This window comes from Bradyrhizobium sp. C-145 (assembly GCF_023375135.1).
Classification (GTDB): Bacteria; Pseudomonadota; Alphaproteobacteria; order Rhizobiales; family Xanthobacteraceae; genus Bradyrhizobium; species Bradyrhizobium zhanjiangense.
Genome location: NZ_CP088150.1, coordinates 9,409,987 through 9,422,852, shown reverse-complemented (window position 1 = coordinate 9,422,852; position 12,866 = coordinate 9,409,987). Strand labels below are relative to the sequence as shown.

The 12,866-nt window shown below is 66.0% G+C and carries 9 protein-coding genes; 3 read left to right on the top strand and 6 right to left on the bottom strand.

The window, feature by feature from the left end:
* The first annotated feature begins 110 nt into the window (after positions 1 to 110).
* From accD to LRP30_RS44300, 3 genes are all read left to right on the top strand, one after another.
* Positions 111 to 1,052 (top strand): acetyl-CoA carboxylase, carboxyltransferase subunit beta, encoded by a 942-nt coding sequence (gene accD / locus LRP30_RS44310; RefSeq protein WP_091882310.1) that lies wholly within the window; start codon positions 111 to 113, stop codon positions 1,050 to 1,052.
* On the top strand, positions 1,049 to 2,392 hold the full coding sequence (locus tag LRP30_RS44305; RefSeq protein WP_249758898.1) for a folylpolyglutamate synthase/dihydrofolate synthase family protein: 1,344 nt from the start codon (positions 1,049 to 1,051) through the stop codon (positions 2,390 to 2,392). The genes accD and LRP30_RS44305 overlap by 4 nt, the downstream gene beginning before the upstream one ends.
* Before the next feature lie 102 nt (positions 2,393 to 2,494).
* Entirely contained in the window at positions 2,495 to 3,235 is a 741-nt protein-coding gene (locus LRP30_RS44300) for a metallophosphoesterase family protein (RefSeq protein WP_249758897.1), read from the top strand.
* A 103-nt stretch (positions 3,236 to 3,338) separates the two neighbouring features.
* Here the strand turns inward: LRP30_RS44300 and LRP30_RS44295 are convergent, their stop codons facing one another.
* From LRP30_RS44295 to LRP30_RS44270, 6 genes are all read right to left on the bottom strand, one after another.
* Complete coding sequence (locus LRP30_RS44295) at positions 3,339 to 4,346, bottom strand: ATP-dependent DNA ligase (protein ID WP_249761971.1); 1,008 nt, start codon at positions 4,344 to 4,346, stop codon at positions 3,339 to 3,341.
* Positions 4,347 to 4,490: 144 nt separating this feature from the next.
* The gene (trxA, locus tag LRP30_RS44290; RefSeq protein ID WP_008540017.1) at positions 4,491 to 4,811 is read right to left on the bottom strand and encodes a thioredoxin; all 321 of its coding nucleotides are present in this window, start codon (positions 4,809 to 4,811) and stop codon (positions 4,491 to 4,493) included.
* Positions 4,812 to 4,878: 67 nt separating this feature from the next.
* A complete protein-coding gene (addA, locus tag LRP30_RS44285; RefSeq protein WP_249758896.1) occupies positions 4,879 to 8,391 on the bottom strand; it encodes a double-strand break repair helicase AddA in 3,513 nt (1,170 codons plus the stop codon).
* Positions 8,385 to 11,531, bottom strand: a complete 3,147-nt coding sequence (gene addB / locus LRP30_RS44280; RefSeq protein WP_249758895.1) for a double-strand break repair protein AddB — start codon at positions 11,529 to 11,531, stop codon at positions 8,385 to 8,387. Before addB ends, addA begins: the two co-directional genes overlap by 7 nt.
* A 142-nt stretch (positions 11,532 to 11,673) precedes the next feature.
* On the bottom strand, positions 11,674 to 12,396 hold the full coding sequence (locus LRP30_RS44275; protein WP_249758894.1) for a nucleotidyltransferase family protein: 723 nt from the start codon (positions 12,394 to 12,396) through the stop codon (positions 11,674 to 11,676).
* A 124-nt stretch (positions 12,397 to 12,520) separates the two neighbouring features.
* Positions 12,521 to 12,838 (bottom strand): PilZ domain-containing protein, encoded by a 318-nt coding sequence (locus LRP30_RS44270; protein ID WP_091883010.1) that lies wholly within the window; start codon positions 12,836 to 12,838, stop codon positions 12,521 to 12,523.
* Positions 12,839 to 12,866: the final 28 nt, after the last annotated feature.

Sequence of the window (12,866 nt, the reverse complement as noted above, 5' to 3'; positions counted from 1 at the left end):
CATAATTCCGCTTTTCGGGCGGGCGACACGGCGGCTTGCCGGGCAGCGGCCCGGCCGCCATATATCCCTTCAGGCGATCCGCGAGGCGGGTTCGCACATCGGAGCAAACCATGAACTGGCTTACCAATGTGGTTCGGCCGAAGATCCGCAACATGCTGCGGCGGGAGACGCCGGAGAACCTGTGGATCAAGTGCCCGGATTCCGGACAGCTCGTCTTCTACAAGGACGTCGAGGCCAACCAGTTCGTCATCCCCGGCTCGAACTACCACATGCGCATGGGCGCGGTGGCCCGGTTGAAGTCGATCTTCGACAACGAGACCTGGTTCGATGTGGCGCTGCCCGAGGTCACGCCCGATCCGCTCAAGTTTCGCGATGAGAAGAAGTACGTCGATCGCATCAAGGATGCGCGCGCCCGCACCAACCTCAACGACGCGATCAAGGTCGGCTACGGCAAGCTCGAAGGCTCCGCCGTCGTCGTCGCCGTGCAGGATTTCGATTTCATGGGCGGCTCGCTCGGCATGGCCGCAGGCGAGGCCATCGTGCGCGGGCTCGAGCTTGCGGTCGAGAAGAATGCGCCGTTCATCGTGTTCGCCGCATCCGGCGGCGCGCGGATGCAGGAAGGCATTTTGTCGCTGATGCAGATGCCGCGCACAACCGTTGCGGTGCAGATGCTGCGCGAGGCCAAATTGCCCTATATCGTCGTGCTGACCAATCCGACCACCGGCGGCGTCACTGCGTCCTATGCCATGCTCGGTGACGTGCAGATCGCCGAGCCCGGCGCCCTGATCGGCTTTGCCGGCGCACGCGTGATCGAGCAGACCATCCGCGAAAAACTCCCCGAGGGGTTCCAGCGCGCCGAGTATCTGAAGGAGCACGGCATGGTCGACATGGTCGTGCATCGCCACGAATTGCGTCCGACACTGGCGCGACTCTGCCGCCTGCTGACCAAGGCGCCGGCGCTGGAAAGCGCATCGAAGCCGGTGCAGCCGGTTGCAAGCCCGGCGCAGATCGTATCGGCCGCCGAGACGGCGCCGGCCGCGCCCCACGCGTGAACGCGTCCTCTGACAGCGCAAAGCCGCCGCTCGGCGAATTGATCGGGCGGCTGTCGGCCCTGCATCAGAAACGCATCGATCTCGGGCTCGAGCGGATGCACCGCCTGCTCGCGCGGCTCGGCCACCCTGAAAGCAAGCTGCCGCCGGTGATCCACATCGCCGGCACCAATGGCAAGGGTTCGACGCTCGCTTATCTGCGCGCGACGCTGGAGGCCGCAGGCTTGCGCGTGCACGCCTACACCTCGCCCTATCTCGTCCGCATCAACGAATGCTTCCGGCTGGGTCGCGTCGGTGGCGGCGTGCTCGTCAGTGACGATGAATTGCGCGCCGCTCTCGAAGAGGTCGAGCGCGTCAATGCCGGCGAGGCTGCGACCCTGTTCGAGCTGAAGACCGCCGCGGCCTTGCATCTGTTCGCACAGCATCCGGCCGACGTGGTGCTGCTCGAAGTCGGCCTCGGCGGCCGGCTCGATTCGACCAACGTGATCGATGTGCCGGCGGCCTGCGTGATCACGCCTGTCAGCATGGATCACATGGACTTCCTTGGGGCGACCCTGGCATCGATCGCCGGCGAGAAGGCCGCGATCATCAAGCGCGGCGTACCCGTGATTTGCGCTGAGCAGGCGGGCGAGGTGATGGCCGTGATCGAAGCACAGGCGAGGCGCATGCGCGCGCCGTTGTTTGCGGCGAACGAAAGCTGGCACGTCAATGTCGAGCGCGGACGTCTGGTCTATTCCGACGAGCGCGGCCTGATGGATCTTGCAGCGCCGCGCCTGTTTGGCCGTCATCAGTTCGACAACGCCGGCCTTGCAATCGCGACGCTGCGTGCGGTCCCGGCGTTCAAGGTCAACCAGGCGGCGTTCGAGGCTGGCATCGTCGGCGCGGAATGGCCGGCACGAATGCAGCGCATCACCTCGGGCGAGCTGCTCTCCTGGGGGCCGCAGGGCTCGGACATCTGGCTCGATGGCGGGCACAATGCCGAGGGCGGCCGTGTCGCGGCGGCTGCGCTCGGCGATCTCGAAGAGCGGGTGTCGCGGCCGCTGGTCGTCATCGCCGGCATGATGGCCAACAAGGATGCTCAGGGCTTTCTCGCCAATTTCGCCGGTCTCACCCGTCACATCATCGCAGTGCCGATCCCTGATACCGAGAACGCGATGCCGGTCGACCGCCTCGCGGACGCCGCGCGCAGCCTCGGCATGCGCGTCGAGCCCGCGCCCGGCATCGAAGCTGCGCTGCGCGCCTTGGCGAAGCTCGCCTACGAGGTGCCGCCGCGCATCCTGATCACCGGCTCGCTCTATCTGGCCGGCCACGTGCTGGCGATCAACGGCACGCCGCCTGCATGAGTTTGCGTAGCCCGGATGGAGCGCAGCGCAATCCGGGATCGTGCCACAAGCGATGAAGGCCCCGGATTTCGCTTCGCTCCATCCGGGCTACGGTGATGAACGATGCGTTTTGCCGCGATTGCCGACGTCCACGGAAACTATCTCGCGCTCGAAGCCGTGCTCGCCGACATCCGCGCGCAAGGCATTGCCGACATCGTCAATCTCGGCGACATGCTGAGCGGACCGCTCGATGCGCGCAGGACGATCGAGATCCTGATGACGCTCGACGCCGTGCACGTGCTCGGCAATCACGACCGCTATCTGCTCGACCGCGCTCCGGAACAGATGGGCTCGTGGGATCGTCCCGCCCATGCGCAGCTCAATGCCGCGCAGCTCGACTGGCTGCGCGCGCAGCCGATGACGCGTGTGTTTCGCGACCAGGTCTTCCTGTGCCATGCGACGCCCAATAGCGATGAAGTCTATTGGCTCGACACCGTGCATCCCGACGGCACGGTGGCGCTGTCGCCGCTGGACCGCATCGAGCAATTCGCACAAGGCATCACGCAGTCGCTGATCCTCTGCGCCCACACCCATCTCGCCCGCGCTGTGCGCCTGCGCGACGGCCGGCTGATCGTCAATCCCGGCAGCGTCGGCAGTCCTGGTTATCGCGACAAGCATCCGTATCCGCACATCGTCGAAGCCGGCACGCCGCACGCGCGTTATGCCATTCTCGAACTTGTTGATGGCGTTTGGCAGGTGACGTTCCGACACGTCGTTTATGATTATGAAGCGATGGCGGCGTTGGCGCGGCGAAACGGGCAGCCTGAACTGGCGAACGCGCTGGCGACGGGATGGATTGGGTAGTTGTGATCTTGTAGCCCGGATGGAGCGCAGCGTAATCCGGGGCCGTCGTCGCTTGTGGCACAATTCCCGGATTACGCTGCGCTCCATCCGGGCTACGGCTAGCTCACTTCAACAACTTCATCGGATCGGCCGCTTTCTGCTTCAGCTGCTCGAATGTGCATTGCCGCGGCGCCTTGTCGGGGCGCCAGCGCAGGATCGAGGTGCCGTGGCGAAAGCGCTCGCCGCTGAAATGGTCATAGCAGACCTCGATCACCAGCTTCGGCTTGAGCGGACACCACTTTGCTGACCGCTCGGTGGACCAGCGGCTCGGCCCGCCCGGCGCGTTGCCGGTGAAGCCGGGCTCGCCAATCAATGCTTCGAGCCGATCGGTCAGATCAGGCTTCTGCTCTGCCTTGATCGCCGAGGTGAAGCCGACATGGTGCAGCAGACCTTTGTCGTCATAGAGCCCGAGCAGCAGCGAGCCGACCACGTTCCTGCCGGCGATCTTGTTGGTGGCGTAGCGGAAGCCGCCGACGACGCAATCGGCGCTGCGGAATTTCTTGATCTTCTGCATGCCGTCGCGCGTGCCGGCTTGGTAGGGCAGGTCGATGCGCTTGGCGATGACACCGTCCGAACCGCCGCCGGATTGCGCCAGCCATTTTTTGGCGGTGGCGTAGCTCGTTGTCGACGGTGAAAGACGGAAGACGCTGCCCTTGAGGTTGGCTTTCGCGAACGCTTCGAGCGCCGGCCGTCGTTCGATCAACGACTTTCCGGCGAGGTGCTTGTCTTTCGTCGCCGCGAGCAGATCGAAGACGAGGTAGAGCGCCGGCGTGTCCTGCGAGAGCTTCTTCACGCGGCTTGCCGCGGGATGGATTCGTTGCAGCAATGTGTCGAACGAAAAACCCTTGCCGTGCGGCACGACGATCTCGCCGTCGAGCGTGAAACGATCCGCCCTCAGCTTCAACGCGGCGGCAACGATCTCGGGGAAATAGCGCGTGAGGTCCTCGCCGGATTTCGAGCGGAGATCGACGTCGCTGCCGTTGCGCGACAGCAAGCAGCGAAAGCCGTCCCATTTCGGCTCGTACTGCCACTCCTTGCCGCGCGGGATCGCATCGACCGACCGCGCCTCCATCGCAACGAGGGAGGTCGATTTTCGCGCGCGCTTTGCGGGAGGGGCGGGCAAGGGCTGGGACTCGTCCTACGCTGAACACCCCCACCAACGCAAAACGGCCGGCTTTCGCCGGCCGTTCTCGAAAATAATCCCGCGCGAGAAGGATCAGACCGCGGAGGTGATCCACTGCTGGAGCTTTGCCTTCGGTGCCGCGCCAACCTGGCGGGAGGCCATCTCGCCGCCCTTGAAGATCATCAGAGTCGGGATCGACATCACGCCATACTTGGACGCGGTCTTCGGGCTCTCGTCGACGTTGAGCTTCACGATCTTGACCTTGTCGCCCATCGCACCGGCGATCTCGTCGAGGGCGGGCGCGATCATGCGGCAGGGGCCGCACCATTCGGCCCAGAAATCGACGACCACGGGGCCGTTCGCCTTGAGCACTTCGGCTTCGAAATCGGCGTCGGAAACCTTGCTAACGGCCATTGGAGTACCTCACTCGGTTGAAAGAATCGGCGCGACCTGGAATCGCGCCCGGGATCATGGGGTCAACCTATGAACGGCTCCTTGCCGGGTCAAGGACGCTCACACCGAGATGAAGGGATGCCAGCGCCGCGTCCAGCGCGGGGGCCGAAATCTCCATATATTCAAGGGCCTCGGTCCAGAGCAGGACAGCCCTGACAGGCCTTTGGGGATAAAGCCTCGATAGCACCGCCCGGTACAGCGCGAGCTGCCGGACATAGGCGGCGGGGGCCTCGGCCGCGTTTCTGGGTGCCGCCTGGTTGGTCTTGAAATCCACGATCAGGACCTCCTCGGGTCGAACGACCAGCCGGTCGATCTGCCCCGACACCAGCGCCGGGGTGCGCCCCGGCCGCTCCAATTTGCCGACGATGGCGACCTCGGCCCGGCTGCCGGCGGCAAAGACCGGGGCGAAGCGCGGCTCAGCGATCAAGGCGAGCACCTTGTCGGCCAGCGCGGTGCAGTCGGCGTCGGGCCAGTCCGAGGCATTGCGTGCCATGAAGTCGCGTGCGGCCTCGCGCCGGCGCTCGGCGGCGATGTCGGGCAGGGATTGCAGCAGCCGGTGCACCAGCGTGCCGCGTTGCAGCGCCAGCGCGCGGGACTGCACCGATTCGCCGCTGCGCACGCGGCGGCCCTCTTCGGCCGACTGGCCCGAGGGGCGCACGGGATCCTCGTCGACGATCTCGCGCGCGGCCGGCGCTCGCAGCCAGTCCGGCAAAGCGATTGTCTGGTCCACCGACGTCGCCGGCGTGCCTAGCGCCGCGACATCCTCCGGCCGCGCGAATCGTGTCACTTTGCCGAGCGGCGTCTCGATGATCTGCTTGTCCAGGCCCGAGCCGGCGAGGCCGGTGTCGACCAGATCGTACCAGCTCAGCTTGCGGACGGTCCTCATATTGCCGGGCATGCAGCCGCCGACGATCAGGCGGTCGGCGGCGCGCGTCATCGCGACATAGAGCAGGCGGCGATATTCGTCCTCGGTCTCCTCGAGCATGGCCTTGCGCGCCTCGGCGACCGGCTTGGGATCGTCGGCCTTACGGCCGGCCCAGACCACCACCTCGCCGCCATTGCCGCGCGGCACGTGAATTAGCCGCAGCCGCTGCGAATCCGCGGGCGAGGATGTCGTGTCCACCATGAATACGACGGAAGCCTCCAGACCCTTGGCACCGTGCACGGTCATCACCCGCACCTCGTCGCGCGAGATCTCCATGTCGCGCTTCACTTCGGTGTCGGCCGAACGCAGCCAGGCCATGAAGCCCTGCAGCGAGGCCGGCGCCTTGCGCTCATAGTTCAGCGCCAGCTCCAGGAACTCGTCGAGCGCGTCGTTGGCTTCGTGCCCGAGACGGCGCAGGATGCGTGCGCGGCCGCCATCGCCCCCTAGCAGCCAGGCGTAGAACGCGAACGGCGTCTCCTCGCGCGTACGCATCTCGCAGGCTTCCAGGCGCCGCAATGCCGTGGCGAACTTCTCGCTTGTGTCCGCATGTTCGCCCAGCGCGCGGCGCAGCGATCCCTTGCGGTCCCAGGCAAGCTGGAACAGGTCGTCGTCATCGAGCCCGAACAGCGGGCTCTTCAGCGCCACGGCGAGCGCGAGATCGTCCTGCGGCAGCAGCAGCGCGTCCGCAAGATTCATCAGGTCGATGATGGCGATGTGCTCGGTCAGCTTGAGCCGGTCGGCGCCGGCGACCGGGACGCCAGCGTGCTTCAGCGCCTGGATCACGGCGTCAAAGGCATTACCGCGCCGCCGCACCAGGATCAGCATGTCGCCATAGCGCAGCGGCCGCCGCTCGCCTTCGTGTCCCGTCAGCGTGCCGCTCTCGATCAGCCGCTTGATCTCGGCCTGGATGCGGCGCGCGAGCTTCACCTCGGGGCTGGTGACGGCAACGCCGTCGAAGGGTGCGCGCCAGCCCTCGATGTCCTGTCGCTCGTCGGCCTCCGCGAGGTCCCACAGCTCGATCACGCTCGGGCCTGCATCGGCTAGCGCATTGTGCAGGGGATGGCCGATCTCGACCGAATGGATGCTCTTGTAGATCTGGGGATCGCGGAAAACGTGGTCGACCGAGTGCAGGATCGCGGCGCCCGAGCGGAACGAATAGGTGAAGGCGACCGGATCGAACTTCAGCCCGGCCGCGGTGAACTTGCGGTGCAGCTCGCGCCGGCGTGCGTCGAATTCGTGCGGAGCTGCGCCCTGGAACGAGAAGATCGACTGCTTCTCGTCGCCGACCGCGAAGACGGTGCGGTTCAGCCCCTCACGCGCGCCTTCGCCTGCGGTGAATTCGGAGATGATGTGCGCGACGATGTCCCATTGCCGCGGGCTGGTGTCCTGGGCCTCGTCGATCAGGACGTGATCGACGCCGCGGTCGAGCTTGTAATGCACCCAGCCCGAGGAGACGCGGTCCAGCATCGCCAGCGTCTTGTCGATGAGGTCGTCATAGTCGAGCAGACCGCGCTCCTGCTTCTCGCGGCGGTAGTTTTGGGCGGCAGCGGTCGCGATGTGTAGCAGGGCCGCGGTGCGGTCGCGAACCGTCACAGCGCGACGCTTCTCGATCAGCCCACCAAGCCGCTGCGCCTCGTGTTCGAATAGGTGAGCGACTGACGGATGATCTTTGCAAAACTGTTTGGTTAGCAACGTCTTGCGTGGTTGCTTCTTTTCATCGGTGAGAAAGACCCCGAGATAAGCATCGACCTGCGCGCCGCCTGAGAACGCTTTTGCCGAACGTAAGCAATCGGCCTGATCCCGCTCAGTCTTGTTGCCGCCATCGAGTGCGAGAACAACTTCGTCCCAGCGTGACCGCGGCAGGAACGGACCGTCGAGAATCTCCGTCTCAACGTCCTCGATGCGGTCGCCGGCGTCGACACCCAGCACCGCCGCCATCTGAGCAGCAGCTGCCTCGGCGTTGCCGGCCTCGTCGGTCCATGCCATGAAATGATCGCGACTCAGGCACGCCTCGCGCACGACCTCCTTGAAGGTGACGTCGGCGGCGCTCGCCATCGCCGTCAGCAGCGCGCGGCCTGTGACGCTCTCCGGATCACGTGCGGCGTCGAGCAGCACCTTCAGATTGGCGCGCTCCATCATGTCGGTCTGGTCGCGCTCATCGATCACGGCAAAGCGCGCGGGCACGTTGGCCTCGAACGGGAATTGCTGGAGCAGGCGGGTGCAGAGCGCGTGGATGGTCTGCACCTTCAAGCCACCCGGCGTTTCCAGCGCACAAGCAAACAGCTTTCGCGCCTCGCGCCGCAGTTTTGGGCTGGGGTAGGGAATGCCGACGGCGCGAATGGCGGCGTCGAGCCCGGCATCGCCCAGCGTCACCCAGTGACCGAGCGTGGTGAACACGCGCTCGGCCATGTTGGCGGCGGCGGCCTTGGTGAAGGTGATGCAGAGGATCTTTTCCGGCGGCACGCCGGACAGCAAGAGGCGGATCACGCGCTGGACCAGCACATGCGTCTTGCCCGAGCCGGCATTGGCCGACACGAAAGCGGAGGCGGTCGGATCGGATGCGCGCGCCTGCCGCGCGCGCACCTCGTCGGGGATGGGGCGCGGCGCCTTCACCATTCCTCGATCCCCAATCCACCGGCCGCAGACCATTCCTTGATCCGGGCAAGATCGTCATAGATGCCGTAGCGGTTCGCCCACATCGGCAGGTTCAGCGAGGTGTACGGCTGGTTCTCGTCCTCGAAGGCGCGGATCAGCGCCTCCAATTTGGCTCTTGCGTCGGCGGCGGCAGTGTCCGGCGGAATTGGCTCGTCACCTTTGTTTACCTTGAGCTGGAGGATGCGCTCTTCCCCGGCCGGATTGTTGCCGCTCAGGCGGACATAGACGAGCTGGCTGACCGACGCACCGGCGTCGATGTCGGGAAAGCCGCCTTCGCGCAGGATCGCGGCTTCCAGCGTCAGTTGCGGTGACAGGCCCATGCGGACCTGCTTGTCGCTTGGCGGCTGCCCGGTTTTGTAGTCGAGGATGGCATAGAAGCCTCCCTTGCGGCGCTCGATGCGGTCCGCGCGCGCAGAGAGGCGGAAGCTACGCGTGGTGTCGAGCGTGATCGAGATCTCGCCGTGGGTCTCCGCCGTGATGGCCTCGATCGCATCGCGCCGCGCCGTCTCCCATTCACCGAACCAGCGCGCGATGCGCTGGAAGCGCGGCCACCACAGTGCCCGCGCCTCGGGGCGCTCCATCAGCGGCGCAAAATGCTTCTCGCCGATCGCGCGCAGCACGCGCGCGGGATCGTCGGGCAGGCGTGCCGCATAGGTTTCCGTGAACTCTCCGAGCGCATCATGGATGGCCGAGCCGCGATCGGCGGCCGAGAGCGGCATGTCGACCGGATCAAGCGCATCCAGCCGCAAAATGTGCTTTGCGTAGATCGTGTAGGGATCGCGCAGCCAGTCCTCGATCGCGGTGACAGACATCTTGAGCGGCCGCGTCGCGCGCGGCGGTCGCGGCTCCGGCTGCTTGATCGGCCTGACCTCGTCGGGCTGGTCCAGCGCGCCCGCAAACTGCACATATTTTTCGCCGGCGCGAACTGCCGCCTTCCAGAGCTCATCGCCCGCCACCGCCTCTAACCGATGCAGGAAGCGCGAGGCCACCGCCGGCGCGCCGCCGGCCTTCGCCGAATGGGTGAGGATCACCTCGTCGCCGCCGAGCAGCTGCGCGAAGTCGTGTGCGGAAAGGCCGATGCGGCGCTCCGGCAGATCGAGCCCAAGCTCGTGCCGCATCGGCCGGCTGAGCCAGGGGTCGATGCGCGGCGCCGGCGGCCAGACGCCCTCGATCAGGCCGCCAATGATGATACGGTCGGCCTGCATCAGGCGCGATTCCAGCGGGCCGTAGATTTGCAGCCGGGCGCCGGGTCTATCCCGCCGCCGCACCGCGCGATCGCCGAACGCGGTCTGGAAGACGTCGGGATAGTCAGGCAACGGCACCATCAGCCCGCTGGTCGTTCCGCCGCGCAGCAGGTCGTCGAAGGCGCCGGCGAGGGCGAGGCCTTCGCGCTCCTCGAAGGCGAGCGGAATGCCCTGCTCGTCGCGCGACAGCTCGATCATGATCTCGCGATGCCGGTGCGCGAGCTCGGCGAAGTCATACGGTTTTGACGAGGCCAGGCTCTCGATCGGCGCCAATGCTTTTTGCAAGGCATCGATCAGCGCCTGGATTCGATCGAGATCCTCGGCCTTGAGCCGCGCGCGCGGCTCGGCCTTATGGAGCGCGGAGACTTCGCTGCGCCACAGCTTTGCCAGCTCGTCGCGAAAGCGGTTGAATTCGCGCAGGAGGCCGGCCGTGCCCGCGGGTGGACGCGTGCCGCGCAAGACCGCGAGTTCGAGGCCCTCGATCGCTGCCTTCCACGCACTGGGCGCGCGGCCGAGCCGGCACAGCGGATGCTTCAGCATCGCCAAAAGCGTCGGCGGCTCCAGGCCCTTGGTCGCCGCCTCTGCCGCCAGGCGGGCAAAGACGCCGGCGGATGTTTCCATCAACACATCGCCGCCGGAATCGTCGAAGGCGAGGTCCCATCGCGCCAGCGCAGCCATCACCCGCCGCGCCAGCGCGCGATCGGGCGTCACCAGCGCCGCCGATTTGTCGAGATGCCGCGCCTCGCGCATCGCGATCGCGATAGCGAGCGCCTCCATTTCAGGGTTGGGGGCTTCGACAACCGTCAGGTTCTTCATGCCGCCGGCGATCTTTGCCGCGACATCCGGCTGCTTCAGCCGGTCATGCCAAATTTCCGTCTTGGCCGACGGCCGCATCGATTCGGATGCGAGCAGATCGCGGCCGCCTTCTGCCGGCGGCTGGAGAATCTCGACGTCGCTGCGCTTGATGCCAAAACGCTGCAACAGCGCGTGCATGGCATATTGCGGATGGTTCGAGGCCGGATGCTCCGCGAATTTGCCGAGCGCATCGCGCACGCCGCCGATGGTGCGCCAGGCGTCATCGTCGAGATCGGTGTCGAGGCCCGGCAGCACCACGGCGCCATGTGGCAGCGATGCGACCGCATGGAGGAATTTTGCGGTGGCCGGCATCGAGCCGGTTGAGCCGGCCGCGATCACCGGCCCGCTCGGATGCGCGGTCAGCCGCCTGGCTTCCGCCGCGATCAGGAGATCGCGCCGCGCCGCCGGCTCGATCCGTTTGATCTCGGCGAGATGGCTGGGCCAGGCAATGCGCGCGATGCGCAAGAATTCGAGCGAGTGCTGCCAGTAGCGGTCGAGCTGATCCGGTACCAGACCGTCGAGCGCGCTCCAGTCGACGCCGCGCGTCACCATGTCGTCGATCAGGCGCGCGAGGTCGCCGGCCAGCGCCAGTGTCGAAGCTGGACCGCCAACCACCAGCGGCGCCAGCACCGGGCCCTTGGCCCAAGCGGCGACGAGCTGCGCCAGCGTCAGCCGCCGTTCGAGCTCACCCAGCCGTGGCGGAATGTCGAGAGGTGTTGCACCTGAAAACTGCTCGCCCTCGTCGGCGAAAGCGAGCTCGTCCTCGTCGATGTCACCGAGCGCGACGATGCGCGGCAGCACCACCGCGTCTGCCTTCATCTCGTCGAGGAAGATCTCGCGCACCACGCGCATCGCGCGCCGGGTCGGCAGATACAGCGTGGCATCGGCAAGCCGCGCCGGCTCCTTACGCGCCTCGAAGCCATCGACCAGCCGGCCGTCGAGCAGGGCCGCGACGACCGTGCGTAGGAACGGAACTGAGATGGGAACGCTGAAAACGCGCATGGGCTGCCTGATTCGGGAATCAGGCGCCAATATAGGGAGGCGAGCTCAAATGGTCATGGGTGTGGGCGAGGTCTTCCCCGCTGTTCGCGATGCTGGAACAGCTTTGCTTTGCCCACCCTACGGCACCGTCTTCGAGGCGCCTTTACGCCACGCTCTCCAGAAACGCCTCTTCCGCCGCATGCACGGCATCAGGCGTGCCGACATGCATCCAGACGCCGTCGAGGCGGAGGCCGAACAGCCGCTCCTGCTCATTGGCGCGATCGAACATTTTTGTCAGTGAGAATTCGCCCTTGGGCGCATCGGCAAAGATCGCGGGCGACATGATCGCCGCGCCGGCATAGACGAACGGAACGACCTCCTTCTCCTTGCGCTTGCGCAGGGCGCCGTCGGGCAGCATGCCGTAATCGCCACGGCCGCTATAGCCGATGCTGGTCGCGGTCGGCGCCATCAAGAGCAGAATGTCCATGCGCGCGGGGTCGAAGTTTTCCGCAAGCCGCGTCAGGTTGGAGCGCACCCCGTCGATCCACAACGTGTCGGAATTGACGTGGAAGAACGGCGCATCGCCGAGCAGCGGCAGCGCCTTGACCACGCCGCCGCCGGTGCCGAGCACCTGGTCGCGTTCGTCGGAGATGATAACGCGCGGAGATTGGCGCGATGCGGTGTGATCGATGATTTGATCGGGCAGGTAATGCACGTTGACCACCGCCTCGGTCACGCCGGCTTGGCCGAGCTTGTCGAGCACGTGGTCGAGCAGTGGCTGGCCAGCCACCGGCACCATCGGCTTCGGCATCTTGTCCGTCAGCGGACGCATGCGCAGGCCGAACCCTGCGGCAAGCACCATGGCTTTGGTCGGTTTGACGGACATTCTTCGCTTTCTCAAATCCCTTTATTTCGCTTTCGCGGCAATCCTAGCATGAGCCTCGGCCTGCCGCACCGCATCCCAACCGCCTTAATCGCCCGCCGTGACGGTTATACGACGAGTGTTGCCGTTACGCCCCGATGGCTGTGGAGCGCGCCTTTTTCTTCTTGTCGCCGAGCTTGAGGAAATTGACGCCGATCTGGTCGCCATTGACCCAGGCCAGCTCGCAGCGCCGGTACGCAAGTCCGGTGGACGACAGCAGCAGAAAAAATTCCTTCAGGTGCAGGCCCTCAACCGAGCCGTCGATGGTCAGCTTGGCGCCGGTCTCGGAGACGTCCTCCATGGTGCAGTCGCGCCGCCAGGTGCCGTCGATGCCCATCATCTGGGCCGGAACCCCGCGCTCGAAAACGACCCGGTTATTTCCGCGCTGATCCGCTTTCGCCGCCATCTGCCCTTGCTCCAGCCCCGTGACGATC